The following is a 24,668-nucleotide window of genomic DNA, read 5'->3' as shown; positions in this document are numbered from 1 at the left end:
GGTGGGTAGGTTGGGGCGCATGACCATCAACACCGCCCCGCCCCGGGTGCTCACCGTCGCCGGCTCCGACAGCGGCGGCGGTGCCGGTATCCAGGCCGACCTCAAGGCGATGCTCGCCCTCGGCGTCCACGGCATGAGCGTCATCACCGCCGTCACCGCGCAGAACTCGCTCGGCGTCCAGGGCTACTGGGAACTCCCCGCCGAAGCCGTCCGCGCCCAGTACCGCAGCGTCGTCGACGACATCGGCGTCCAGGCGATCAAGACCGGCATGCTCGCCTCGATCGAACTCGTCGAAACCGTCTCCGCGCTCCTCGCCGACGCCCCCGCCCCCGTGGTCGTCGATCCCGTCGGCGTCTCCAAGCACGGCGACGCGCTGCTCGCCGCGGAGGCCGTGCTCACCGTCCGCGAGCGCCTCCTGCCGGTCGCCACCCTGGTCACCCCCAACCTGCACGAAGTGACCCAACTCACCGGCCTCGAGGTCACCGGCGAAAGCGACATGCTCGACGCCGCGAAGGCGCTCCGCGACCTCGGCCCCCGCTGGACCCTCGTCAAGGGCGGCCACCTCGAAGGCGAAGCCGCCGACCTCCTCCTCGGCCCCACCGGCGAAACCCACTGGTACCGGGCCCCCCGCCACGACAACCGCCACACCCACGGCACCGGCTGCACCCTCGCCAGCGCCATCGCCGCGCAACTCGCCAAGGGCGACGAGATGCCGGAGGCGGTCGCGAACGCCAAGGCCTACGTGACGGGCGCCATCGAACACGGCTTCCCGCTCGGTGCCGGCATCGGGCCGGTGGACCACTTCTGGCAGGCGAGAAGGTAGGACAGCGGCTCGGGGAACGGCGGGGCCGCGACCGCAGACCCGGCCCCGCCGTTCCCCGAGCCCCTGACAACAGAAAAGGCGAAAGCCGACCACGATCCCCGAAGGGCGTGATCGGCTTTCACCGAGCGAGAAGGTGACCGGCGTACCGGTTACGCGTCAGCGCGAGACCTTACCGGCCTTGATGCACGAGGTGCAGACATTCAGGCGCTTCGGCGTGCGTCCAACCACAGCGCGCACCGTCTGAATGTTGGGGTTCCAACGACGGGGGGTGCGGCGGTGCGAGTGGGAGATGCTGTTGCCGAAGCCCGGGCCCTTGCCGCAGACGTCGCAGTTGGCAGCCACAGGAGTCACTCCAAGACTTCAGATCAGGAACTTGAACAGCCCGGGGTGTTCCAGGCAACCGGGAGAGCATACAACGGTGCATCCCGCTCAACGAAACTACCACGGCCGCCGGGGTGATCGTTCCCCCGACCTGGGTCGGAGGGTGCCGCGGGCGGTGTCGCGAGGGCCGATAACCTGCCAGCATCGCCCTCGCCACCGCGTCCCGTCGGGTTTCCGTGGCGTTCACCCGGAGGAGACCTGGTGCTGGACACCCTCGACGCCCCGGCCGTCCGTACGTGGTGCCGGCTCGCGCTGGCTGCCCTCGGCCAGGCCCGCGAGGAGATCGACGCGCTGAACGTCTACCCGGTACCGGACGGCGACACCGGGACGAACCTGTACCTGACCGTGGAGTCCGCCGCCGAGGCGCTGGACGGCATGTTCGCGCAGGAGGAGCAGCCCACGCTGGCCGCGGCGGCGAACGTCGCGGCGCGCGGAGCGCTGATCGGGGCGCGCGGAAACTCGGGCGTGATCCTCGCGCAGTGGCTGCGCGGCCTCGCCGAGGTGCTGGCCGAGGGCGGCGAGCTGGCGGAGGCGCTCGGCAACGGCGCGCGCTCCGCCTACCTGGCCGTCGCGGAACCGGTCGAGGGCACCCTGCTGACCGTCGCCGCGGCCGCCGCCGACGCCGCGAAGGCCGCGGACGGGCTGACCGGCCAGGCCCGGGAGGCGTACCGGGCGGCCCGGCAGGCGCTGCTGCTCACCCCGGACCAGCTGACGGTGCTGGCCGAGGCGGGCGTGGTGGACGCCGGCGGCCGGGGGCTGGTGGCCGTGCTGGGCGCGCTGGTGGACGCCGTGTCCGGGCAGCAGCCGATGGGTCCGGTGGCGCTGCGCCGCGAGGACCCGGTGGTGGTGGCCGGCTGCGAGGGCCACGAGCGCCCGCCGGGCCCGGGCCACCCCGCGTTCGAGGTGATCTACCTGCTGGAGGCCGAGGACGGACAGCTGCCGCGGCTGCGCGAACGGCTGGGGCGGCTCGGCGACTCGCTGGTGATCGGCGGCGGCGACGGCCTGTGGAACGTCCACGTGCACGTGGACGACGCGGGCGCGGCCGTGGAGGCCGGCGTCGAGGCCGGACGGCCGTACCGGATCCGGATCACGCACTTCGCGGAGGCGGCGGCCCGCTCCGGCGAGCGCGAGGAGACCGTCTCGCACGGCCGGGCCGTGCTGAGCGTGGTGACCGGCAGCGGGCTGGCCCAACTGTGCGAGCAGGCCGGTTCGGTGGTGCTCGAAGCGGACCCGGACCGCGCCCCCGCCAGCGCCGAACTGGTCGCCGCCGTGCACCGCTGCGCGGCCCGCGAGGTGATCGTGCTGCTCAACGACCCCGAACTGCGGGCCGCCGCCGGCGCCGCCGCCGACCAGCTGCGCGAGGAGGGCGTGCGGATCGCCGTGCTGCCCACCCGCTCCCCGGTGCAGGGCCTGGCCGCGCTGGCCGTGCACGACGCCGGCCGCCGCTTCGACGAGGACATGGTCGCCATGACGTCCGCCGCCGGCGCCACCCGCTACGCCGAACTCGCCGTCGCCGAGGGCGAGTCCTGGACGATGGCCGGCGTCTGCCAGGCCGGCGACGTGCTCGGACTGATCGACGGCGACGTCGCGGTGATCGGCCGCGACCTCACCGAGACCGCCGTCGCCGTACTGGACCGGATGATCGCCGCGTCCGGCGAACTCGTCACCCTGGTGCTCGGCGAGGACGCCCCCGCCGACCTCGCCGACCGCCTGATCGCGCACGCCAGGCGCACCCGCCCCGAGGTCGACACCGTCGCCTACCGGGGCGGCCAGGAGGCCGCGCCGCTGCTGATCGGCGTCGAGTGAGCCGGGACGTCCGACCTGTGGTGTGAAATGGGACCCGATGGGCGCTCTCGATGAACCACTGAAGGACCTGGTCGGCGACCGCACCGCGAAGGTGCTGGCCGACTCCCTCAAGCTGCGCACGGTCGGCGACCTGCTGCACCACTACCCGCGCCGGTACGTCGAGCGCGGCCAGCTCACCAGCCTGGACGAGCTGGAGGTGGACGAGCACGTCACCGTGCTGGCCCGGATCGAGAAGGTCACGCTGATCCCGTTCCGCGGCCGCAAGGGCGACCGGCTGGAGGTGGTGGTCACCGACGGCCGCTCCCGGCTGTCGCTGGTGTTCTTCAACCAGGGCTGGCGGCAGAAGGACCTCAAGCCCGGCCTGCAGGGCCTGTTCGCGGGCAAGGTCGGCATGTTCAACCGGACCCGCCAACTCGCCTCGCCCGACTATCAGTTGATCGACGAAGAGGAGGGCTCGTCGGCGGCCGAACAGTTCGCCGGCCGGCTCATCCCGGTCTACCCGGCCAGCGCCCAGCTGCCCAGCTGGAAGCTCTCGCTCTGCGTCGAACTCGCCCTCACCAAACACCTGGCGGACGTCGGCGAACCGCTGCCCGCCGAACTGCGCGCCGAGCACGAGCTGATCCCGCTGCCCGAGGCGCTCGAACTGATCCACCGCCCGCGCAACCAGGTCGACAAGGAACGCGCCCAGAACCGGCTGCGCTGGGACGAGGCGTTCGTCCTCCAGGTCGCCCTCGCCCAGCGCCGCGCCGCCGACTCCGCGCTGCCCGCCGTCCCGCGCCGCGCCGTCCCCGACGGCGTACTGGACGCCTTCGACGCCCGGCTGCCGTTCACCCTGACGGACGGCCAGCAGAAGGTCTGCGCCGAGATCTTCGCCGACCTCGCCACCGACCACCCCATGCACCGCCTGCTGCAGGGCGAAGTCGGCTCCGGGAAGACCCTGGTCGCGCTGCGCGCCATGCTCGCCGTGGTCGACGCCGGCGGCCAGACCGTGCTGCTCGCGCCCACCGAGGTGCTGGCCCAGCAGCACCACCGCTCGATCGTCGAGATGATGGGGGAGCTCGCCGAGGCCGGCATGATCGGCGGCTCGGAGATCGGCACCCGGGTCGCCCTGCTCACCGGCTCGATGGGCGCCGCCGCCCGCCGCGGCGCGATGCTCGACATGGCCTCCGGCAAGGCCGGCATCACCATCGGCACGCACGCCCTGATCGAGGACAAGGTGCAGTTCGCCGACCTCGGCCTGGTCGTCGTCGACGAACAGCACCGCTTCGGCGTCGAACAGCGCGACGCGCTGCGCGCCAAGGGCGAACAGCCCCCGCACCTGCTGGTGATGACCGCCACCCCGATCCCGCGCACCGTCGCGATGACCGTCTTCGGCGACCTGGAGACCTCCGTCCTCGACCAGCTGCCGTCCGGCCGCTCCCCGATCTCCACCCACGTCGTCCCCGCGCTGGAGAAGCCCAACTTCCTCACCCGCGCCTGGGAACGCGTCCGCGAGGAGGTCGGCAAGGGCCACCAGGCGTACGTGGTCTGCCCCCGGATCGGCGACGAGGAGGACGCGCCGAAGGGGAAGAAGAAGCGCAAGGACGACCCGGAAGAAGTGGACGGGGGAGCGGACAGCGAGGAGCGGCGGCCGCCGCTCGCCGTGGTGGAGACCGCCGAGAAGCTCGCCAAGGGCCCGCTCGCCGGGCTGCGGGTGGAGATCCTGCACGGCCGGCTCGCCCCGGACGCCAAGGACGACGTGATGCGCCGGTTCGCCGCCGGCGAGGTCGACGTGCTGGTCGCCACCACCGTCATCGAGGTCGGTGTCAACGTCCCCAACTCCACCGTCATGGTGATCATGGACGCGGACCGGTTCGGCGTCTCCCAGCTCCACCAGCTCCGCGGCCGGGTCGGCCGGGGCTCCGCGGCCGGCCTGTGCCTGCTGGTCAGCGACATGCCGGCGGCCAGTGCCGCCCGCGCCCGCCTCGACGCCGTGGCCGGCACCCTGGACGGCTTCGCACTCTCCCGGATCGACCTCGAACAGCGCCGCGAGGGCGACGTCCTCGGCCAGGCCCAGTCCGGCGTGAAGTCCTCGCTCAAGGTGCTGTCCGTCCTCGACGACGAGGACGTCATCGCCACCGCCCGCGCCGAGGCCACCCGGCTGGTCGCCGCCGACCCCGAACTCGCCGCCCACCCCGAGCTGCGCACGGCCCTGGAGAGCCTGCTCGACGAGGACCGCGCGGAATATCTGGAGAAGGGCTGAGAAGGGCCGTTCGAACAGGACCGATTGTCAGTGCCCCGGGAGAGAATGCAGTTGTTCGGGGCGCACTCCAAGTGGCGTCCCCGACGCGAGACTTGGGGGTCATTGCATGGCATTCCGTCACCTCAACGAGCTCCCGCTCGGCGACAAGGTCTTCCGGATCGAGGTCGCCAGCGAAGACGACCGAGAAGTCACCCTCACCCTGACCGGCTGGCGCGAGGGCAACGCCGCCAACCCGGTCGCCTCCGGCAAGCTCCGCCTCCCGGTGGAGGACGTCGCCTCGCTGCGCATCGCGCTCAACCGCGCCCTGCGCGCGCTGGCGATCGTCGCCGACGTCTCCGAGCCCATCCCCGACCGCGACGTGCTGCGCGAGCTCTACCCCGGCCACGGCTCCCCGTGGGTGCCGCAGCACGAGGAGGAGCTGGTCCGCCGTTTCCACGACGGCGACACCATCGCCCGGATCGCCGCCCGCTACGGGCGCACGCCCGACTCCGTCCGCACCAAGCTGCGCGAGCTCGGCCACGACCCGCGCCGCCCGGAGTACTGCCCGCCGGACGGCTGCCTGTCCTGGTCGCGGTACGCGTCGCCCACGCTGCTCGGCGCCGTGTCCAACGAGTAGGCCCTGACGTGAGGGGCTGCGCGCCCGGCCATGCACTATTTGTCAGCTATGGTCGGGCGCGCAGCCCCTCCCACCTAAGGAACGTAATGCCCCGCGTAATCGCCGGCCGTGCCGGAGGCCGCCGGCTCGTCGTGCCGCCCGGCCGGAACACCCGTCCGACCTCCGACAAGGCGCGGGAGGCGATGTTCTCCACCGTCGAGTCGCTGTTCGGGCCGATCGCCGGGGCGCGGATGCTGGACCTGTTCGCGGGCAGCGGCGCGGTCGGGCTGGAGGCGCTGTCGCGGGGCGCGGCGCACGCGCTGCTGGTGGAGGCGGACGCGAGCGCGGTGAAGGCCGTGCGGGAGAACGTCCGGACGCTGGGGCTGCCGGGCGCGGAGGTGCGGGCGGACAAGGCGGAGAAGGTGATCGAGGGGCCGCCGCCGGCCGAGCCGTACGACCTGGTGTTCCTCGATCCGCCGTACGCGGTGGAGGACTCCGTACTGCGGGAGATGCTGGTCACACTCCGCTCGGGGGGCTGGCTGTCCGAGCACGTTCTCGTCACCGTGGAACGCAGCACCCGAGGCGGCGAGTTCGGCTGGCCGGACGGCTTCGAAGGGCTGCGCTCGCGCCGGTACGGCGAGGGCACGCTCTGGTACGGTCGCGCCGCTGCCGGGGCTGACCAAGACTCGTAGCAGAACATCCCGCCCCACAAGGGAGCACACCCATGCGCCGCGCCGTCTGCCCGGGGTCCTTCGACCCCATCACCAACGGACACCTCGACATCATCGAGCGGGCCTCGAAGCTGTACGACGTGGTGCACGTGGTGGTGGCGGTGAACCGCAGCAAGCAGGGGATGTTCACGGCCGAGGAGCGGATCGGCCTGATCGAGGAGACCACCGCACACCTGGGCAACATCCAGGTGGAGCCGCACAGCGGCCTGCTGGTGGACTACTGCAGGGAACGCGGCATCCCGGCGATCATCAAGGGCCTGCGCGCGGTCAGCGACTTCGACTACGAGCTGCAGATGGCGCAGATGAACCACGGCCTGACCGGCGTGGAGACGCTGTTCGTGCCGACCTCGCCGACGTACAGCTTCCTGTCCTCCAGCCTGGTCAAGGAGGTGGCCACGCTGGGCGGCGACGTCTCCCACCTGCTGCCGGCGCTGGTGCACGCGCGACTGGTCGAGCGGATCGCCGAACGCCGCAAGTGACGAAGGCGTTGTGAGCGGCGGGGTGGGTGGCCGTACAGTCTGTACTCCCGGCCCCGGGACCGCTGTTCGCGGACTCGTGGCACTGCCTCCGCCGCACTTCGGCGGCACACGGAAAGACTGAAGACGCCCGTGGACGTGCAGCAGAAACTCGACGAGATCATCGCGATGGTCGAGAAGGCCAAGGCGATGCCGATGTCGGCCTCCTGCGTGGTCAACCGTGCCGAACTGACCGGCCTGCTGCGCGACTTGCGCGAGGCGATGCCCGCCGAACTCGCCCAGGCGCAGTCCGTGGTGGCGGACCATCAGCAGATGGTGGCCGACGCCCAGGCGCAGGCCGACCAGATCATCCGCGGCGCGCACGACGAGCGCGGCTCGCTGATCTCCGACACCGGGGTCGTGCGGCAGGCCCAGGCCGAGGCGGACCGGATCCTCGCCGAGGCGCGCACCGAGGAGCGCACCAAGCTCGCCGAGGCGGACGACTACGTCGACTCCAAGCTCGCCAACTTCGAGGTGGTGCTCACCAAGACGCTCGGCGCGGTCGGCCGCGGCCGGCAGAAGCTGCGCGGCGAGGCCGGGGTGTACCAGCAGGGCGCAGAGGGCGCCGAGGACGGCGAGGAGTTCCAGCCGCAGCGGATCAGCCCCAGCCCGGAGGCCGACGAGTACGTCGATGTGAAGCTCGCCACCCTGGAGGCGGTGCTGTCGGCGACCCTGGAGGCGGTCGGCAAGGGCCGGGACAAGCTGCTCGGCAAGGCCCCGATCGACGATCTGGGCGCCTACCTGGCCGCCGCCGACGAGGCCCAGCAGCTCAAGGACCGCGCCGAGGCGGTCGCGGCGGGCTTCGCCACGGGCGACGGCGAGCAGTCCTGGTACGCCGACGTCCCGCAGCAGCAGAGCTGGCCCGAGCCGGCCCCGGCCGCGGCCGACTGGCAGAACCCCGCGGAGGGCCAGTACGGCCAGCCGCAGACCCCGCAGTACGCCGAGGCGTACGGCGGCGGCTACGACCCGGCGGCGGCCCCCCAGGCCGACCCGTACGGGCAGCCGTACGGCTACCAGCAGGCGGCCGACCCGGCGTACTACCAGCAGCAGCCGTACCAGCAGCCCGGCTACGACCAGTGGGGCAACCCGCTGCCCGCCGACCCGAACGGCTACCAGCAGCAGCCCCAGCAGGTGCCGCAGCTGCCCCAGCAGCAGGCCGGGCTGGACGAGACCAGCTTCTTCGACACCAGCATGATCGACATGACCCGGCTGCGGGAGCTCGGCGGACGCTGACCCCGGGCGAGTTGGGTTCGGCCCGGACTCTCGGGTAGTCTGACCACTCCGGCCAGCTTGTGCCGGGTTCGCCGCGTGCCCGCGTCCGGGCCGCGCACCGCAGGAACCACACTCGCGCCACGCAGGAATGCGTGCGCCACCAGGAAGTCAGGAAACCTTGAACCGCCTCGACCACCGCGACCCCCTCGTGTTCGACACGCACGAGCTCGGCCGTCGCCCCGGCTCGCTGCGCAAGGTGTCCCGCACCCTGGAGGCCCCGGCGGAGTTGGGCATCGCGGATGTGATCGGCGTCCCGGAGAAGAGCGAGGTCAAGCTGGAGCTCCGCCTGGAGTCCGTGGTCGAGGGTGTGCTGGTCACCGGCACCGCCGAGACCCACGTGACCGGCGAGTGCTCCCGCTGCCTGGAGCCGCTGGAGGACGACCTGGAGGTCGACTTCCAGGAGCTCTACTACTACCCGGAGTCCGAGGAGCGTCACCGCGCGATCGCGGGAGACGACTTCGACGAGGAGTCCGAGGACGAGACTTACCGCCTGGAGGGCGACCTGTTCGACCTCCAGCCGGTGCTGCGTGACGCGGTGGTGCTCGCACTGCCGCTGCAGCCGGTGTGCCAGGACGACTGCCTGGGTCTGTGCTCCGAATGCGGAGCCCGCCTGAGCGACGACCCGTCGCACCACCACGACGCCGCCGACCCCCGGTGGGCGGCCCTGCAGGGACTCTCCGCCGCCCCCGGCGACGAGGGTGACGAGGAATAAGACACAGCGGTACCCGTGAGGGTCTCGCCGTAGAACCAGGAGATTTACCGTGGCTGTTCCGAAGCGGAAGATGTCGCGCAGCAACACGCGTCACCGGCGTTCCAACTGGAAGGCCGTCGTGCCCGCGCTCGTCGCGTGCGACCGCTGCCACGAGCCGAAGCTTGGGCACATTGCGTGCCCGAGCTGCGGCACGTACAACCGTCGCCAGGTCCTCTCGGTCTGATCGGCGGGGTGCACGGATCGATGTCGGACGGCAGCAATTCTTCTCGCAAGCCGACCCCCGGTACCAACGGGGGTAAGGGCGGCGGGCCGGCTTCGACCGAATACGACGTCCTGGAAGGGCGCCTCGGGTACTCACTTGAGCGCGCCCTTCTGGTACGTGCCCTGACCCACCGCTCGTACGCGTACGAGAACGGCGGGCTGCCCACCAACGAGCGCCTGGAATTCCTCGGCGACTCGGTGCTGGGCGTGGTGGTGACCGACACCCTCTACCGCCTCCACCCGGAGGTCGCCGAGGGGACGCTCGCCAAACTCCGTGCCGCGGTGGTCAATTCCCGCGCGCTCGCCGAGGTCGGCCGCGGGCTGGACCTCGGAGCCTTCATCCGGCTCGGCAAGGGTGAGGAAGGAACCGGCGGCCGCGACAAGTCGTCGATCCTCGCCGACACCGTCGAAGCCGTGATCGGCGCCATCTACCTCGACCAGGGCCTGGGTTCGGCCACGGACTTCGTCCACCGGCTGTTCGACCCGCTGATCGCGGAATCGGCGCTGCTCGGTGCGGGCCTCGACTGGAAGACCAGCCTCCAGGAACTCACCGCTGCCGTCGGCATCGGCGTTCCCGAGTACGTGGTCGCCGAGTCCGGACCGGACCACGAGAAGACCTTCACCGCCGCCGCCCGGGTGGCCGGCCAGGACTACGGCTCCGGGAGCGGACGCTCCAAGAAGGAAGCCGAGCAGAAGGCCGCCGAGTCCGCCTGGCGCTCCATCAAGGCCAAGCAGGACGGCGAGGGCGACCCGCCGGCCACGACGGCCTGACCGCGCCGTGCCCGAACTCCCCGAAGTCGAAGTCGTCCGCCGCGGCCTGGCCCGCTGGGCCGCCGGACGGACCGTCGGCGACATCGAGGTGCTGCACCCGCGCGCCGTCCGCCGACAGGCCGGCGGCGCAGAGGAGTTCACCGCCCTGCTGCGCGGCCGCACCCTCGGCACGCCGCAGCGCCGAGGCAAGTACCTGTGGGTGCCGCTCGGCGACGGCCTGTCGATGATCGGCCACCTCGGCATGAGCGGCCAACTGCTCGTCCAGGAAGCCGACATGGCCGACTCCGTGCACCTGCGGGTGCGGCTCCGGTTCACCGACGGCGGCACCGAACTGCGCTTCGTCGACCAGCGCACCTTCGGTGGCCTCGCCGTCGAGGAGACCGAACCCGACGACCCCGAGTGCACGCCGCTCTCGCTCGCCCACATCGCCCGCGACCCGCTCGACGCGCGCTTCGACGACGCCGCGTTCGTCACCGCGCTGAAGGCCAAGCGGACCACCGTCAAGCGGGCCCTGCTCGACCAGACCCTGATCAGCGGCGTCGGCAACATCTACGCCGACGAGGCCCTGTGGCGCAGCCGCCTGCACTACGACCGGCCCACCGCCACCCTGACCCGCCCCGCCGCGCTCGGCCTGCTCCGGCACGCCCGCGACGTGATGACCGCGGCCCTCGCCGTCGGCGGGACGAGCTTCGACTCGCTGTACGTCAACGTCAACGGCGAGAGCGGCTACTTCTCCCGCGACCTGGACGCCTACGGCCGCGAGGGCGAACCCTGCCGCCGCTGCGGCACCCCGATGCGCCGCGACGCCTGGATGAACCGCTCCAGCTACTACTGCCCGAAGTGCCAGCGCCGCCCGCGCTGACCCGTCAGCGGTGCGCGGCCTTCGCCTCCTCCTCGTCGGCGGCCGCCTGGAGCGCCCCGCCCTCCTCGCCGAAGTAGGCGACGCCGACGGCGCTGACCACCGCGAGGACGAAGCCGAGGACGGCCAGCCAGGCCAGGCCCGGCCGGGAGGAGTCGCCCAGCCAGAGGACGCCGACCGCGCCGGGGACGACGGTCTCGCCGACCACCAGGGCGGCGGTCGCGCCGTTGACCGAGCCGACCTGCAGGGCGACGGTGTGCAGGTACATGCCGCCGATGCCGCCGATCAGGATGGCGTACAGCGCCGGGTCGGCCAGCAGCGCGGTGATCGAGAACGGCTCGATGCCGTCCAGGATGCGCACCCCGATGCCCAGCGCGCCGAAGCCGAGACCGGACAGCAGACCCGCCACGATCGCGCCGTTGGAGCCCATCCGCCGGACGATCAGCGAACCGCCGGCGATCAGCACCGCGGAGCCGATCAGCAGCGCCCAGTGGAAGGACCGGGCGGCCTGGTGCCCGCCCTCCGGTCCGGCGGCGACCGCGAGCAGCACCAGCGCGCTGCACAGGATGCCGATCGACAGCCACTCCAACTGCCGCAGCCGCAGCCCGAGCAGCTTGACCGACAGCACCGCGGTGATCACCAGGTTGGCGCTGATGATGGTCTGCGACAGGAACAGCGGCAGCAGCCGCGCGGCCAGCGCACCCAGCCCGAAACCGATGAAGTCCAGCACCGTTCCGAGGATGAACTCCCAGGTGACGGCGGCCTTCGCGGTCGAGGCGAGGCTCGGCCCGCCGTGCTCGGTGACGGTGCCGTCGGCCGCCTCCTGCCGGGCCGAACGCCGGGCGCCGACGGCTTGCAGCACCGATCCGGTGCCGTAACAGACGGACGCGGCGACGGCGGTGACGAGGCCGAGGATCACGCTGGGAGCTCCTGTCGGGGGAGGAAAGATCGGCACCACTATGCCTGCTCGACGCCCCGACACGGCCGGGCGGGGCCAGACTCCGGCCGGTCGGCGGGGGTTCGGCCGGGTGGCCTCGTCCCCGAGTAGGGGACGACCTCAGGGTGGGACCGTCCCGGGGTAGGGCGTGGATCCGGGGTCGGGCCCGGTACGGTCTGGGGTATGAGAACTGTGCTTCGCCGCTCCCGAGCCACCGGGCCGGCCGCCGTGCTGGCCGCTCTGCTCGGCCTGTTGATGGTCCTCGGCCTGTCCGCGCCCGCCCAGGCGGCGGGCCTGAACGACGCCACCGACACGCTGAAGAAGACCCAGGTCTACGTCGACCCGGCGATGAGCGGCCGGTTCTCCAAGGACCAGGCCGACGCGCTGGCGAAGAAGCTGAAGAAGGCCGACAAGCCGATCTTCGTCGCGGTGCTGCCGGACAGTCAGGCGTACCCCGCGAAGAGCCTGATGAACGACGTGCGGACCAAGGTCGGCATCGTCGGCGTCTACGCGGTGTGGCGCGGCAACGCGTTCGACGCCCGCGCCGACGCCAAGGCGCTGTCGAAGGGCTCCGTCAGCAACATCGCCGGCTCCGCCTTCCGCGCCAACAACGGCGACATCAACGCCACCGTCAACGACTTCGTCGACCAGGCCGTCAAGCAGACCAAGGGCGACGGCCCGCAGCACAGCGCCTCCGCCGCCTGGATCGTCGTCCCCGTGGCGCTGCTGGCGCTGGCCGGCGGCGGCGTGTTCCTGCTGTTCCGCCGTGCCAAGAAGCGCAAGGCGGAGAAGGCCCGCGCCGAACTCGCCCAGCTGCGCACCGTGGTGGACGAGGACATCACCGCGTTCGGCGAGGAACTCGACCGGCTCGACTTCAACCCCGGCGCCCCCGGCGCGGACGACGCCCAGCGCACCGACTACACCCGGGCACTGGACTCCTACGACCGCGCCAAGCGGACCATGGACGAGGCCAAGAAGCCGGACGACGTCCGCCCGGTCACCGAGGCGCTGGAGGACGGCCGGTTCGCGCTGGCCACCCTCGCCGCCCGCCGCGACGGCCGCCCGCTGCCCGAGCGCCGCGTCCCGTGCTTCTTCGACCCGCGGCACGGCCCCTCCACCACCGACGTCACCTGGGCTCCCCCCGGCGGCGCGGCACGCACCGTCCCCGCCTGCGCCGACGACGCGAACCGGCTGGCCGTCGGTCAGGACCCGTACATCCGCACGGTGGAGACCGAGCACGGCCACCAGCCGTACTGGAACGCCGGCCCGGCCTACAGCCCCTGGGCGGGCGGCTACTTCGGCGGCGGCATGCTCCCCGGTCTGCTGGTCGGCACCATGCTCGGCTCGATGATCTCCTCCCCGGGCTACGCCTACGCGGGCGGCCACCACGACCACGGCTACAGCGGTGGCGGCGCCGACTACACCGGCGGCGCGGACGCCGGCGAGTACTCGGGCGCGGCCTTCAACTCCTCCGACTTCTCCGGTGCCGACTTCGGCGGCGGGGATTTCGGTGGCGGTGGCGACTTCGGTGGCGGCGACTTCGGCGGGGGCTTCGGCGACTGACGTCGAACCTTCCCCGGCCCCCGGCCCCCGGTCCCGTCTGCGGACCGGGGGCCGCTGTCATGCCCGGGCGGGGGAGGGGGCCTCGCCTGCCTCGGCTCCGACGGCGGCCGGGTCGGCGGGCTCGCGGCGGCCCAGCACCAGCAGCGTCAGCGCGCAGGACACCAGCTGCCAGACCGCGCCGAAGCCGAGCACCGAGCCCGCCCCCACCCGGTCGGCGATCGGCCCGGCCAGCGCCAGCCCGACCGGGCCGAACGCGAACGCGCCGAGCGTCCCGTACGCGCTGACCCGGCCCAGCGCCTCCGGGGGGACATGACGCTGCGTCAACGTCGCGAGCAGGGTGCCGCAGACGATCGAGGTCACCCCCGCGCCGGCCGCCGCGACCGCCACCAGCGGCAGCGGCCACCCCAGCGCCAGCGCACCCGAGGGCAGTGCCCAGCCCGCCGTCACGGCAATCGCAGTCCGCAGCGGCCTGGCCGGTCGGCGGCCGAGCAGCAGCAGCCCGCCGAGCACCGCGCCCGCACCGTACGCGCCCATCACCACGCCCCAGCCGCCCGCCCCGCCGAGCCGGTCGTCCGCCACCACCGGGCCGAGGATCAGGAACGGCGCCCACACCAGCAGGTTGAACAGGCAGCCCTGCAGCGCGCTCACCCACTGCCACCGCCTGGAGCTGAACTCACCCCAGCCGGACCGCAGTTCGGATAGCAATGAGGGCTCGTCGGCGGCGTCCCGGGCGACGGTGGGCAGCCGGAGCAGGGCCAGCGCCGCGCCGCCGACCGCGTACGAGGCGGCGTCCACCAGCAGCACCCAGCCAGGGCCCGCGACGGCGGTCAGCAGACCGGCGAGGGCCGGGCCGGCCACCACGACGCCGTTCCGGGCGATCCCCAACAGGGCGTTGGCGTCGGAGAGTTCACCGGCCGGGACGAGGCGCGGCAGCAACGCGTCCAGGGCCGGCATGAACACCGCCTCGGCCAGACCCCAGAGCACCATCAGCGCGGCCAGCGCCCACACCCCGCCGTGCCCGGTGAACAGCAGCAGGGCCGTCGCGGTCTGGGTCGCGCAGCGCAGCCCGTCCGAGCCGAGCATCACCCGGCGCGGGCCCAGCCGGTCCGCGGCCGCGCCGCCGAGCACCAGCAGCAGCACGATCGGCAGGATCCGCGCGGTCATCACCACGCCCAGCCCGGAGCCGCCGCCCCCGCCGTCGAGCACCGCGAAGGCCACCGCCACCGAGGCCATCGAGGACCCGAACAGGGAGACGGCATAGCCGAGGAAGAAGAGGCGGAACTCCCGCCCGCGCAGGACGGCGAGCCGTCGTGAGGTCAGCACCATGACCGGCAGACTGCACCGCCGCGTCGGCGTCCGGCAAGGACTTCCGGAGAGAAACTTGAGCGTTGTGGCATCAATTTTTCGGAGGACGATCGGTGTCGCAGTAAACCGTGCTGTTTACCGCAGTGGGAGGGGGTGTTGACGCCGCATCGGCGCGGCGATTTACTGCGGGTATGGCACCACCTGTGGAGTTCGCCGTCGCGGCCGAGCACTACCTGGCGGAGGCCCCGCTCTCGGCGGGCTCCCGGCGGGTCTACCGGATCGCCCTGCACACCTGGGCCTGGCTGCTGGTCGGGCGCACCCCGCCGGTCGGCGCCGAGCGGCGGCGGGCCGCGCCGCCGGTGCTGCCGCTCGCCCTGCTGGACGGGCCGGACGCGCCCCGGCGGGTCGCCGAGGCGTTCGCCGCCCGGGCCGAGGCGGTCGGCGCGCGCACCGCCAACCGCGAACTGTCCGCGCTGCGGGCCGCCCTGCGGCACTGGCGCGAGCGGGGCTGGCTGACCGCCGACCCCGCCGAGGGCCTGCGCCCGCTGCCCGCCGCCGCGCCCGAACCCGCGCTCACCGACGCCCAGGTGCGGGCCGTGCTCGCCCTGCGGGCGCCGCTGCGCGAGAAGGTGCTCTGGCACCTGGTGCGGGAGACCGGCGCGCCCATTGAACGCCTGCTGGCGCTGGACGTCGACCGGCTCGACCCGGCCGACCGGCAGACCCGGCCGGCCGCCGGCGAACGCCCGCTGCGCTGGCGTGGCGGCGCCGCCCGGCTGCTGCCGCTGCTGATCGCCGGCCGCAGCGCCGGCCCGCTGTTCCTCACCGACCGGCGGGCCCCGGCCGGCACCCCGGAGCGCGACCGCTGCCCGCTCACCGGCCGGGCCCGACTCTCCTACCGCCGCGCCGCCGAACTGTTCACCGCCGCCACCGCCCCGCTGGATCCGGCCGGCCGCGGCTGGACGCTGCACCGGCTGGCCGAGCCGCACCGCTGAGGCGGCGCGGGGCGGCGGCGATGTCGATGCCGTGGATGCGCGCGGGCCGATGAGGGGGCACGGTGGAAGGGGCGTGAAGCCCGTTCCGTACGCCCCTGAAGTGCCCGACTATGGTCGACGCATGCAAGGTCGCGACAGTCATCGTTCCGTCCGCGCCACCATCTGGGTGCGTGGGCGCGTCCAGCAGGTGGGGTTCCGCTGGTGGACCAGGGCGCGGGCCCTGGAGATCGGGCTGACGGGCTATACGAGCAACCTCGGCGACGGCCGCGTCCAGGTGGTCGCCGAGGGGCCGCGCGCGGACTGCGAGCGGCTGCTCGCCGCGCTGCGCGGGCCCGGAACGCCAGGTCGGGTCAGCGGAGTCACGGAAATCTGGAGCGCCGTGGGCGACGGATACGAGAGCTTCGCGATCCGATGAACACACCGCAGTTGCCGGTCGGAGGAGAGCCGCCGGCAACTGCCGGTGTCATGCGGTTGCCAACCGGGCAGACTCGTGGTTGACTCCGCAGGCGTAGTGATCCACTACCCCGGCCGATGGCGTGAAGACCCCGCCATGCAGGTGACAGGGGCGCGGTAGCGTGCGGTGATCGTGTTGACCCGTACGGTCTTTGGTGAGACGCTGGAAACCCGCGTACAGGCCTGAGTTTACCGGCGAGGCTCCGCCGTGTGAGCATGCCACTCACCAGCGGCTGTCCCGTAGTGCCCAGCCAGCACGTCCGGCGCGCAGGCGCGTGCGTATCCCTTCCCCCAAGACCCACACCGTACACGGTTCGGTCACTCAGCGTGGAGGACCACACATCATGGCAAAGGCGCTTCTCGGGTACGTCGGCGGCCCCGACCCGCGAATGCTCTCCGAGATGCGGCGGCTTCAGCAGCGCGTCCAGGACCTGGAGAACGAGCTCACGAAACTCCAGGCCGAGAACGACGCGCTGATCGCCGTCGCCGACGAGCATTCGTTGCTCAACAGCATCGACCTGGACCAGCGCGAGCCGGCCCTCACCTGATCGAAACGGTCAACCGATCGCTCGTGGTCCTCACGATCGACGCTGTGACGCACTGAGCGTCCCCCACTGAGGGGATGGCAGCCTGCAAGGGACGTCCGAGGCGGACGTCCCTTCGTCGTGTGCGCGGTCTTCTTTCGTCCCAACCTGCCCCGCTCACGGCGTGGCCAAACCGCCACCTGGGGGCAGTCGGGCGGCCCCGCCGGATACAGTCGCCAAGCGACGGGCCCCGGACGGGACGGCCCGGCGCCGGCGGCGGCGACAGCGGGCGAGGAGGACGGCCGGGTGCACCTGAAGAGCCTCACCCTGCGCGGGTTCAAGTCCTTCGCCTCGGCGACCACCCTGCGCTTCGAACCCGGCATCACCTGCGTCGTCGGCCCCAACGGCTCCGGCAAGTCCAACGTCGTCGACGCGCTGTCCTGGGTGATGGGCGAACAGGGCGCGAAGTCGCTGCGCGGCGGCAAGATGGAGGACGTGATCTTCGCCGGCACCAGCGGGCGACCCCCGCTCGGCCGCGCCGAAGTCAGCCTCACCATCGACAACACCGACGGCGCGCTGCCCATCGAGTACACCGAAGTCACCATCACCCGGACGATGTTCCGCAGCGGCGGCAGCGAGTACGCGCTCAACGGCACCGTCTGCCGGCTCCTCGACATCCAGGAACTGCTCTCCGACTCCGGCATCGGCCGCGAGATGCACGTCATCGTCGGACAGGGCCGGCTCGACTCCGTGCTGCACGCCGACCCGATGGGGCGGCGCGCCTTCATCGAGGAGGCGGCCGGCGTCCTCAAGCACCGCAAGCGCAAGGAGAAGGCGCTGCGGAAGATCGACGCGATGCAGGCCAACCTGAACCGCGTCCAGGACCTGGTCGCCGAACTGCGCCGCCAGCTCGGCCCGTTGGGGCAGCAGGCGAAGATCGCCCGGCGGGCCGCCGGCATCCAGGCCGAACTGCGCGACGCCCGACTGCGGCTGCTCGCCGACGACCTGCTCACCCTGCGCAAGGCCGTCGAGGCCGAAGTCGCCGACGAGCTGGCGCTGAAACTGCGCCGCACCACCGTCGAACAGCAGCTCGCCGCCGCCGTTCAGCGCGAAGCCGTCCTGGAGGCCCAGGTCGAACAGCTCGGGCCCGCCCTGGAGGCCGCCCGGCAGACCTGGTACCGGCTGTCCGCGCTCGCCGAACGCACCCGCGGTACCGTCGGACTCGCCGAGGCCCGGATCCGGGCCGCCGCCACCGCAGGGCAGCCGGAGGAACGGCGCGGCCGCGACCCCGAGGACCTGGAACGGGAAGCCGCCCGGGTCCGCGAGGAGGAAGCCGCCCTCGAAGCCGCCCTGGAAGAGGCCCGGTACGCGCTCGCCGAAGCCGTCGAGGAGCGCGCCGAACTCGAACGCGCCCTCACCGCCGAGGAGTTGCGGCTCAAGGCGGCCGCCCGGGCGATCGCCGACCGCCGCGAAGGCCTGGCCCGACTGCAGGGCCGGGCCGCCGCCGCCCGCTCCCGCGCCACCGCCGCCGAAGCCGAGACCGAACGGCTCGCCATTGCCCGCGACGAAGCGCTGCTGCGCGCCGAGGCCGCCGAGGCCGAGTACCGGGAACTCCTCGAACAGCACGAGCTGACCGAGGCCGGCGACGAGGACACCGAGAGCCGCCACGAGCTGGCCCGGGCCGCGCTGGCCGACGCCGAACGGGCCGCCGGCGCGGCCCGGGACGCGCTCGCCGGAGCCGAGAAGGAACGCGCCGCGCTCACCGCCCGACACGACGCCCTCGCCCTCGGCCTGCGCCGCAAGGACGGCAGCGCCACCCTGCTCGGGCGGCCCGGCGTTCTCGGACCCGCCGCCGAACTGCTGCGCATCGAGCCCGGGTTCGAACTCGCGATCGCGGCCGGACTGGGCGCCGCGGCGGACGCCGTCGCGGTCGAGGACGCCGCCACCGCCGCCGAAGCACTCGCCGGGCTGCGCGCCGAGGACGAGGGGCGGGCGGCCCTGCTGATCGCCGTGCCGGACACGGGAGTCGGCGACGGGCTGCCCGAAGGGGCGTGCTGGGCGGGGGAGTTGATCGACGGGCCGATGGCCGGGGCCGCGCGGCGGCTGCTGCGGGCCGTCGCGGTGGTGGAACACCTCGGTGCGGCACAGGAGTTGATCGACCGCCACCCGCAGTGGACGGCCGTCACCACGGACGGCGACCTGCTGTCCCGCGCCTTCGCGAGCGGCGGCTCGGCCGGCGCCCCCAGTGCGTTGGAGACTCGGGCCGCCGTCGCGGAGGCCGCCCGCGGCATCGAGGAACTCGACGAGCGCTGTGCGGAGTCGACCGAGTGGCTCGCCGAGGCGGCCGAACGCCGGAGCGAACTCGCGTCCGAGGTGGAGCAGTTGGCCTTGCTGCGCAGGCAGGGCGAGAAGCGGCGCGCCGAACTCGCCGGAGCGCTCGGCCGTTCGGGCGGCGCCGCGCGGGCCGCCGCCGGTGAGGCCGAACGCACCGCCACCGCCGCCGCCAAGGCCGAGAGCGGCCTCGCCGAGGCCCGCGCCGCCGCCGAGGAACTCGCCGAACGCCTCGCCACCGCCGAGGAGTCGGCCGACCGCGGCGAGGACGAACCCGACAGCACCGAACGCGACCGGCTCGCCACCGCCGGAACCGCAGCCCGGCAGACCGAGATGGAAGCCCGGCTCGCCGTCCGCACCCACGAGGAACGCGTCCGCGGCCTGGCCGGCCGCGCCGAGCAGCTGGACCGCGCCGCCCGCACCGAACGCGAAGCCCGGGCCCGCGCCGCCGAACGCCGCGCCCGGGCCCGCCACGAAGCCGCCGTCGCCGGAGCCGTCGCCACCGCCGCCCGCCAACTCCTCGGCCGGATCGAGGAGACCCTCGCCACCGCCGAGACCGAACGCGCCGGCGTCGAAGCCGACCGGGCCGCCCGCGAGACCGAACTCCGCCAGTTCCGCGAGAACGGCCGCGAACTCCAGGCCGAACTCGACCGGCTGGTCGACGCCGGCCACCGCGACGAGGTGCTGCGCGCGGAGAAACGGCTCCGGATCGAACAGCTGGAGGCCAAGGCGCTGGAGGAGTTCGGCATCGAGGGCGCCGAACTGCTCGCCGGCTACGGCCCCGACCGGCCCGTTCCGGCCCCGCTGCCCGAGGACGGGCGGGACGGGCAGGACGGGCAGGACAGCCAGGGCGGCCAGGAGCCCGGGGCACCGCGTCCGTACGTCCGGGCCGAGGTGGAGAAGCGGCTCAAGGCCGCCGAACGCGCCCACCAGCAGCTCGGCAAGGTCAACCCGCTCGCGCTGGAGGAGTTCGCCGCGCTGGAGGCCCGCCACCAGTTCCTCGGCGAACAGCTCGACGACCTGCGCAAGAGCCGCCGCGACCTGCTCGACATCGTCCGCGACGTCGACGCCCGGGTCGAGCAGCTGTTCACCGCCGCCTACCAGGACACCGCCGCCCAGTTCGAGGGCGTCTTCGCCCGGCTCTTCCCCGGCGGCGAAGGCCGGCTCGTCCTCACCGACCCCGAGAACATGCTCACCACCGGCGTCGAGGTCGAGGCCCGGCCGCCCGGCAAGAAGGTCAAGCGACTCTCGCTGCTCTCCGGCGGCGAACGCTCGCTGACCGCCGTGGCGCTGCTGGTGGCGATCTTCAAGGCCCGGCCCAGCCCGTTCTACGTCATGGACGAGGTCGAGGCCGCGCTCGACGAAACCAATCTGCGCCGGTTGATCGCGATCATGGAAGAACTGCGGGAGAGTTCCCAACTGATCGTCATCACCCACCAGAAGCTCACCATGGAATCCGCCGACGCCCTGTACGGCGTGACCATGAAGGGCGACGGCATCTCCCAGGTGATCAGCCAGCGCCTGCGAATGCCGGACGGCACGGCAGGGCAGGACGGAAAGGCTGGAGCCCGCGCAACCCGGGCCGGCGTAGGCGCTAAGTGATACTGGACGGGTTATGGAATACGTGATCCTTGCCGTTGTCATCGCGGTGATCGCCATCGGCGCGATCACCGGACTCGTCGTTTCCGGCAAACGACGCAAAGAGCTGAACAAGCCGACCCAGACCCCGACGATCACCGCGCCGCCGACGGCCGACCGCCCGAGCGCGCCTGCCAAGCCCGCCGAAGGCGCGGCCGAGCCCACCGCGCCGCCGGCCGCCGAGACCCCGGCTGCGCCGGTGGCCGAGGAGCCCGAGGCCGAGGCCCCCGCCGAAGAGGTGCTGGTCGAGGAGGCGGAAGCCGCCCCCGCGATCGAGGTTCCCGAACCCACCGCCGGACGCCTGGTCCGACTGCGCTCGCGGCTCTCCCGCTCGCAGTCCACGCTCGGCAAGGGCCTGCTGACCCTGCTCTCCCGCGACCGCCTCGACGAGGACACCTGGGAGGAGATCGAGGAGATCCTGCTCACCGCCGACGTCGGCGTCGGCGCCACCCAGGAGCTCGTCGACAACCTGCGCACCCGCGTCAAGGTGCTCGGCACCCGCACCCCCGACGAACTGCGCGGGCTGCTCCGCGAAGAGCTGGTCAAGCTGCTCGGCCCCGAGTTCGACCGCACCGTCCACTCCGTCAAGGCCGGCGGCGGCCCCGCCGTGGTCCTGGTGGTCGGCGTCAACGGCGTCGGCAAGACCACCACCACCGGCAAGCTCGCCCGCGTCCTGGTCGCCGACGGCCGCAAGGTCGTGCTCGGCGCCGCCGACACCTTCCGTGCCGCAGCCGCCGACCAGCTCCAGACCTGGGGCGAGCGCGTCGGCGCGCACACCGTCCGCGGCCCCGAGGGCGGCGACCCGGCCTCCGTCGCGTTCGACGCCGTCAAGCAGGGCATCGCCGACGGCGTCGACACCGTCCTGGTGGACACCGCCGGCCGCCTGCACACCAAGACCGGCCTGATGGACGAGCTCGGCAAGGTCAAGCGAGTCGTCGAGAAGCACGGGCCGGTGGACGAGGTGCTGCTCGTCCTCGACGCCACCACCGGTCAGAACGGCCTGGTGCAGGCCCGGGTGTTCGCGGAGGTCGTGGACATCACCGGCATCGTGCTCACCAAGCTGGACGGCACGGCGAAGGGCGGCATCGTGATCTCGGTGCAGCGCGAACTCGGCGTGCCCGTCAAGCTGATCGGCCTCGGCGAAGGCGCGGACGACCTCGCGCCGTTCGAGCCGGGGGCGTTCGTGGACGCGCTGCTGGGCTGACGGACACCCGTCGGCAAGGTCCGTTCGAGGAGAGACGTTCTCTCCTGGGACGGACCTTGCCGTATGTGCGGCCCGTCAACCGGCCAGCGAGGTCTCGCGGTCGCGGGTGCGGTGGCAGGCGTACGCCAGCGTGCCCAGGAGGAGGCGGGCCTCCGGGGGACGGGTGTCGGGGGTGGGGCGGCGGAGCCAGCGCATCGGGCCGAGCGGGCCGAGCGGGACGGGCGGGGCGGCCAGGTAGGAGCCGAGGCCGTGGCAGCCGAGGTCGAGGGAGGCGTCGTCCCAGCCCATGCGGTAGAGCAGGTCGGGCAGGCGCTCGGCGGTGCGCGGGGCGACGAAGAAGAGCAGGCGGCCGGTGGGGGAGGCGAGGACGGGACCGACCTGGGTGCCCATCCGTTCGAGCCGGACCAGGGCCTGCAGGCCGGGCCGGGCCGGCACGTCCAGCAGGTCGAACTGGTGGCCGGTGGGCAGCAGCACCGGCGCGCCCGCGGGGCAGCTCGCGGCGAGCTCGGCCGCGCCGGCCCCCGGCGCGATGAGCGGGCCGACCCGGTGGTGCAGGTTGGGCGCGGCGCAGAGCGGGACGGCGCAGTCGCAGCGGAGCGAGGCGTGCGACGGCGGGCTGCCGGCGGCGAGCGTCCAGCCCCAGCGCTCGGAGTACTCGCCGGCGGTGCGGAGCGCGGTGGGCCGGGTGCGGCGGCGGCCGGCCAGGGGCGCGAGTCGCAGGGTGCCGAGCAGCTTGTCCATGCCTCCCCCAACAGGTTCCGGTTCCGGGTGGTTACGGGACGGTGGCGGTGCGTCGCTTGGTGGGCGCGTGGTGCGTGGTGCGCCGGAGGCGCGCGTGGACCGGCGCACACCGATTCGAGCGGCCCGGGCGAGCAGGTGCCTTGCACCGGCGCTTCGGATGCCGGATCGTCGTTGCCGCACGCGTGCCTCCATCGGAATCCGGGCATGTGCCGGGGTCATGACGAGCTGTCACATAGTGAATCGCGGCTCCGCGCCCGGTAGTTCACTCGTGGGGGTGGCGAAAGGTGGCGTTTCCCCGACGTTGCTCCCTCGGATGGCGGAGGGGCGCTACGTTCTGGATACGGAATGCAGCAGACCGGTCACAGCGGTCGGCGAAATGACGAGTCGTCAAGGCGAGCGGGAGCCCCTGTCGGGGCGGGATGGGGACGGTCCCATGGGTGAGAAGCAGCCGAACGAGAAGCTGGGCTCCTGGTTCGCGCGGAGTGGCTGGTCCAAGGGCGAACTGGCCCGCCAGGTGAACCGGAGAGCGCGGCAGATCGGCGCGCACCACGTCTCCACGGACACCTCACGGGTGCGCCGATGGCTGGACGGGGAGCAGCCGCGCGAGCCGATTCCGAAGATCATGTCGGAGCTGTTCTCCGAGCGTTTCGGCTCGGTGGTGTCGATCGAGGACCTCGGCCTGCGCGCCGCGATCCCGGTGACGACGGTCGGCGGCGGGGTGGACCTGCCGTGGAGCCCGCAGCAGACGGTGCAGGCGATCAGCGAGTACTCGCGCAGCGACCTGATGCTCAACCGCCGCGGCTTCCTGGGCACTTCGCTGGCTCTGACGGCCGGCGCGGCGCTGATCGAGCCGATGCAGCGCTGGTTGACGCCGGGCCCGAACGGCGAGCCGACGCCGATCCTGGCGGCGGCCAACGGCGGCGACCAGTTCTCCGGCCGACTGTCCGAGCCGGAGATGCAGTTGCTGGAGCAGACCACCGAGATGTTCCGGAAGTGGGACGCCCAGAACGGCGGCGGCCTGCGCCGCAAGGCCGTGGTGGGCCAGCTCCACGAGGTCACCGACCTGCTGCAGGAGACGTACCCCGAGGGCATCACCAAGCGGCTGTTCCGGCTCACCGCCGAACTCGCCCACCTGGCGGGCTTCATGTCGTACGACGTGGGCATGCACCCGAGCGCGCAGAAGTACTACGTGCTGTCGCTGCACGCCGCCAAGGAGGCCGGGGACCGGCCGTTCGGCGCGCACGTGCTGACCGACATGTGCCGGCAGATGATCCACCTGAACCGCGGCGAGGACGCGCTGGAGCTGATCCACCTGGCCCAGTACGGCAGCCGGGACACCGCGAGCACCCGCCAGCAGTCGCTGCTGTACGCGATGGAGGCCCGCGCGTACGCCACCATCGGCGAGGTCAACCGCTGCGCCCGGGCGATCCGACTCTCCGAGGACACCTTCAGCGACATCAACACCGGTGACGAGGCGCCGAATTGGCTGCGGTTCTTCTCGGAGGCCGAGCTCAACGCGGAGAACGGCCACTCCTACCGGGACCTCGCATACACCTCGGACCGCGGCGTCGCGATGGCCAAGTCCGCCGAGCCGATGATCACCAAGGCCGTCGACATGTTCCGCGAGGACGGCGACCACGTCCGCACCTACGCGTTCAACCTGGTCGGCATGGCCTCGGTGCGGCTGCTGCAGCGCGAGCCGGAGGACGCCGCGGAGTACTGCGAGGCGGCGGTGGACATCGCCCGCAAGGTGCGCTCCGAGCGGCTGAACACCCGGGTCCGCAAGACCTCCGAGGCCGCCACCCGGGACTTCCGCGGCGTGTCCGCGGTGGACCGGCTCGCCGAGCGGGTGGTCCAGGACATCCCGGAGTTCGTCTCGGTGGTCTGATCGGCCCCAGGGCCTGTCTTCGAACCCCCGCCTGCCCCGCGGGTTTGAAGACAGGCCCTCGTGGTTCACGCGCCCGTAACGAGCGCGTCGACCACGTCACCGCAGTGAAACACCGAGCCGCATC

At 72.8% G+C, this 24,668-nt stretch carries 22 protein-coding genes; 18 read left to right on the top strand and 4 right to left on the bottom strand.

Annotated elements, in window-relative coordinates; all coding sequences use genetic code 11:
• Positions 1–19: 19 nt before the first annotated feature.
• Complete coding sequence (gene thiD / locus AMK19_RS20820; RefSeq protein WP_073813965.1) at positions 20–823, top strand: bifunctional hydroxymethylpyrimidine kinase/phosphomethylpyrimidine kinase; 804 nt, start codon at positions 20–22, stop codon at positions 821–823.
• 156 nt (positions 824–979) lie between these two features.
• On the opposite strand, the gene rpmB is transcribed toward thiD, so the two are convergent.
• Positions 980–1,165, bottom strand: coding sequence for a 50S ribosomal protein L28 (gene rpmB / locus AMK19_RS20815; protein WP_073813963.1), 186 nt, complete (start codon positions 1,163–1,165; stop codon positions 980–982).
• A gap of 240 nt (positions 1,166–1,405) precedes the next feature.
• On the opposite strand from rpmB, the gene AMK19_RS20810 reads away from it, so the two are divergent.
• The 10 genes from AMK19_RS20810 to mutM all read left to right on the top strand — a co-directional run bounded on the left by AMK19_RS20810 (position 1,406) and on the right by mutM (position 10,971).
• The gene (locus AMK19_RS20810) at positions 1,406–3,010 is read left to right on the top strand and encodes a DAK2 domain-containing protein (protein ID WP_073813959.1); all 1,605 of its coding nucleotides are present in this window, start codon (positions 1,406–1,408) and stop codon (positions 3,008–3,010) included.
• A 37-nt stretch (positions 3,011–3,047) separates the two neighbouring features.
• Complete coding sequence (gene recG / locus AMK19_RS20805) at positions 3,048–5,252, top strand: ATP-dependent DNA helicase RecG (protein ID WP_073813957.1); 2,205 nt, start codon at positions 3,048–3,050, stop codon at positions 5,250–5,252.
• A 106-nt stretch (positions 5,253–5,358) separates the two neighbouring features.
• A complete protein-coding gene (locus AMK19_RS20800) occupies positions 5,359–5,868 on the top strand; it encodes a hypothetical protein (RefSeq protein ID WP_073813955.1) in 510 nt (169 codons plus the stop codon).
• Between the two features lie 86 nt (positions 5,869–5,954).
• Positions 5,955–6,539, top strand: a complete 585-nt coding sequence (gene rsmD / locus AMK19_RS20795; protein WP_073813953.1) for a 16S rRNA (guanine(966)-N(2))-methyltransferase RsmD — start codon at positions 5,955–5,957, stop codon at positions 6,537–6,539.
• Between the two features lie 32 nt (positions 6,540–6,571).
• Positions 6,572–7,057: a pantetheine-phosphate adenylyltransferase gene (gene coaD / locus AMK19_RS20790; protein WP_073813950.1), complete on the top strand. Its 486-nt coding sequence runs from the start codon at positions 6,572–6,574 to the stop codon at positions 7,055–7,057.
• A gap of 129 nt (positions 7,058–7,186) precedes the next feature.
• Entirely contained in the window at positions 7,187–8,326 is a 1,140-nt protein-coding gene (locus AMK19_RS20785) for a hypothetical protein (RefSeq protein ID WP_073813948.1), read from the top strand.
• Between the two features lie 127 nt (positions 8,327–8,453).
• The gene (locus AMK19_RS20780; RefSeq protein WP_073813946.1) at positions 8,454–9,077 is read left to right on the top strand and encodes a YceD family protein; all 624 of its coding nucleotides are present in this window, start codon (positions 8,454–8,456) and stop codon (positions 9,075–9,077) included.
• Positions 9,078–9,126: 49 nt separating this feature from the next.
• Positions 9,127–9,300: a 50S ribosomal protein L32 gene (gene rpmF, locus AMK19_RS20775; protein ID WP_030056747.1), complete on the top strand. Its 174-nt coding sequence runs from the start codon at positions 9,127–9,129 to the stop codon at positions 9,298–9,300.
• Between the two features lie 20 nt (positions 9,301–9,320).
• Positions 9,321–10,109, top strand: coding sequence for a ribonuclease III (rnc, locus tag AMK19_RS20770; protein WP_073813944.1), 789 nt, complete (start codon positions 9,321–9,323; stop codon positions 10,107–10,109).
• A gap of 7 nt (positions 10,110–10,116) precedes the next feature.
• Complete coding sequence (mutM, locus tag AMK19_RS20765) at positions 10,117–10,971, top strand: bifunctional DNA-formamidopyrimidine glycosylase/DNA-(apurinic or apyrimidinic site) lyase (RefSeq protein ID WP_073813942.1); 855 nt, start codon at positions 10,117–10,119, stop codon at positions 10,969–10,971.
• A 4-nt stretch (positions 10,972–10,975) separates the two neighbouring features.
• Here the strand turns inward: mutM and AMK19_RS20760 are convergent, their stop codons facing one another.
• Complete coding sequence (locus AMK19_RS20760) at positions 10,976–11,887, bottom strand: hypothetical protein (RefSeq protein WP_073813940.1); 912 nt, start codon at positions 11,885–11,887, stop codon at positions 10,976–10,978.
• 201 nt (positions 11,888–12,088) lie between these two features.
• Here AMK19_RS20760 and AMK19_RS20755 point away from each other — a divergent pair, with 201 nt between their 5' ends.
• Positions 12,089–13,468, top strand: a complete 1,380-nt coding sequence (locus AMK19_RS20755) for a hypothetical protein (protein ID WP_073813938.1) — start codon at positions 12,089–12,091, stop codon at positions 13,466–13,468.
• A 57-nt stretch (positions 13,469–13,525) separates the two neighbouring features.
• On the opposite strand, the gene AMK19_RS20750 is transcribed toward AMK19_RS20755, so the two are convergent.
• Positions 13,526–14,794 (bottom strand): MFS transporter, encoded by a 1,269-nt coding sequence (locus AMK19_RS20750; RefSeq protein WP_073813936.1) that lies wholly within the window; start codon positions 14,792–14,794, stop codon positions 13,526–13,528.
• A gap of 170 nt (positions 14,795–14,964) precedes the next feature.
• Here AMK19_RS20750 and AMK19_RS20745 point away from each other — a divergent pair, with 170 nt between their 5' ends.
• From AMK19_RS20745 to ftsY, 5 genes are all read left to right on the top strand, one after another.
• A complete protein-coding gene (locus tag AMK19_RS20745; RefSeq protein WP_073813934.1) occupies positions 14,965–15,765 on the top strand; it encodes a hypothetical protein in 801 nt (266 codons plus the stop codon).
• A gap of 121 nt (positions 15,766–15,886) precedes the next feature.
• Positions 15,887–16,180, top strand: coding sequence for an acylphosphatase (locus AMK19_RS20740; RefSeq protein WP_073813932.1), 294 nt, complete (start codon positions 15,887–15,889; stop codon positions 16,178–16,180).
• A gap of 382 nt (positions 16,181–16,562) precedes the next feature.
• Positions 16,563–16,766 carry a hypothetical protein gene (locus AMK19_RS20735; protein ID WP_073813930.1) on the top strand — a complete coding sequence of 68 codons (204 nt, stop codon included), beginning with the start codon at positions 16,563–16,565 and terminating at the stop codon, positions 16,764–16,766.
• A gap of 282 nt (positions 16,767–17,048) precedes the next feature.
• Positions 17,049–20,675, top strand: coding sequence for a chromosome segregation protein SMC (gene smc / locus AMK19_RS20730; RefSeq protein WP_073813928.1), 3,627 nt, complete (start codon positions 17,049–17,051; stop codon positions 20,673–20,675).
• A 13-nt stretch (positions 20,676–20,688) separates the two neighbouring features.
• Positions 20,689–21,915 (top strand): signal recognition particle-docking protein FtsY, encoded by a 1,227-nt coding sequence (gene ftsY / locus AMK19_RS20725; protein WP_073813926.1) that lies wholly within the window; start codon positions 20,689–20,691, stop codon positions 21,913–21,915.
• A gap of 75 nt (positions 21,916–21,990) precedes the next feature.
• Here the strand turns inward: ftsY and AMK19_RS20720 are convergent, their stop codons facing one another.
• Entirely contained in the window at positions 21,991–22,656 is a 666-nt protein-coding gene (locus AMK19_RS20720) for a bifunctional DNA primase/polymerase (RefSeq protein ID WP_073813924.1), read from the bottom strand.
• Between the two features lie 406 nt (positions 22,657–23,062).
• Between AMK19_RS20720 and nsdA the strand changes: the two genes are divergently transcribed.
• Positions 23,063–24,544, top strand: coding sequence for a transcriptional repressor NsdA (gene nsdA / locus AMK19_RS20715; RefSeq protein ID WP_443135033.1), 1,482 nt, complete (start codon positions 23,063–23,065; stop codon positions 24,542–24,544).
• The last annotated feature ends 124 nt before the right edge of the window (positions 24,545–24,668 follow it).

This window comes from Kitasatospora sp. CB01950 (genome assembly GCF_001905465.1).
In the GTDB taxonomy this organism is placed as follows: domain Bacteria; phylum Actinomycetota; class Actinomycetes; order Streptomycetales; family Streptomycetaceae; genus Kitasatospora.
The sequence above is the reverse complement of the archived record's forward strand: the minus strand, read 5'-3'. Positions and strand labels throughout refer to the sequence as shown.

Excerpts from the sequence above, each read along its gene's own strand:
- coaD (WP_073813950.1), top strand. The coding sequence starts at position 6,572 with ATGCGCCGCGCCGTCTGCCCGGGGTCCTTCGACCCCATCACCAACGGA.
- AMK19_RS20735 (WP_073813930.1), top strand. The coding sequence starts at position 16,563 with ATGGCAAAGGCGCTTCTCGGGTACGTCGGCGGCCCCGACCCGCGAATG.
- rnc (WP_073813944.1), top strand. The coding sequence starts at position 9,321 with ATGTCGGACGGCAGCAATTCTTCTCGCAAGCCGACCCCCGGTACCAAC.
- AMK19_RS20780 (WP_073813946.1), top strand. The coding sequence starts at position 8,454 with ATGCGTGCGCCACCAGGAAGTCAGGAAACCTTGAACCGCCTCGACCAC.
- AMK19_RS20750 (WP_073813936.1), bottom strand. The coding sequence starts at position 14,794 with ATGGTGCTGACCTCACGACGGCTCGCCGTCCTGCGCGGGCGGGAGTTC.
- AMK19_RS20745 (WP_073813934.1), top strand. The coding sequence starts at position 14,965 with ATGGCACCACCTGTGGAGTTCGCCGTCGCGGCCGAGCACTACCTGGCG.
- AMK19_RS20740 (WP_073813932.1), top strand. The coding sequence starts at position 15,887 with ATGCAAGGTCGCGACAGTCATCGTTCCGTCCGCGCCACCATCTGGGTG.
- thiD (WP_073813965.1), top strand. The coding sequence starts at position 20 with ATGACCATCAACACCGCCCCGCCCCGGGTGCTCACCGTCGCCGGCTCC.
- recG (WP_073813957.1), top strand. The coding sequence starts at position 3,048 with ATGGGCGCTCTCGATGAACCACTGAAGGACCTGGTCGGCGACCGCACC.
- AMK19_RS20720 (WP_073813924.1), bottom strand. The coding sequence starts at position 22,656 with ATGGACAAGCTGCTCGGCACCCTGCGACTCGCGCCCCTGGCCGGCCGC.
- AMK19_RS20800 (WP_073813955.1), top strand. The coding sequence starts at position 5,359 with ATGGCATTCCGTCACCTCAACGAGCTCCCGCTCGGCGACAAGGTCTTC.
- rsmD (WP_073813953.1), top strand. The coding sequence starts at position 5,955 with ATGCCCCGCGTAATCGCCGGCCGTGCCGGAGGCCGCCGGCTCGTCGTG.
- AMK19_RS20755 (WP_073813938.1), top strand. The coding sequence starts at position 12,089 with ATGAGAACTGTGCTTCGCCGCTCCCGAGCCACCGGGCCGGCCGCCGTG.
- ftsY (WP_073813926.1), top strand. The coding sequence starts at position 20,689 with ATGGAATACGTGATCCTTGCCGTTGTCATCGCGGTGATCGCCATCGGC.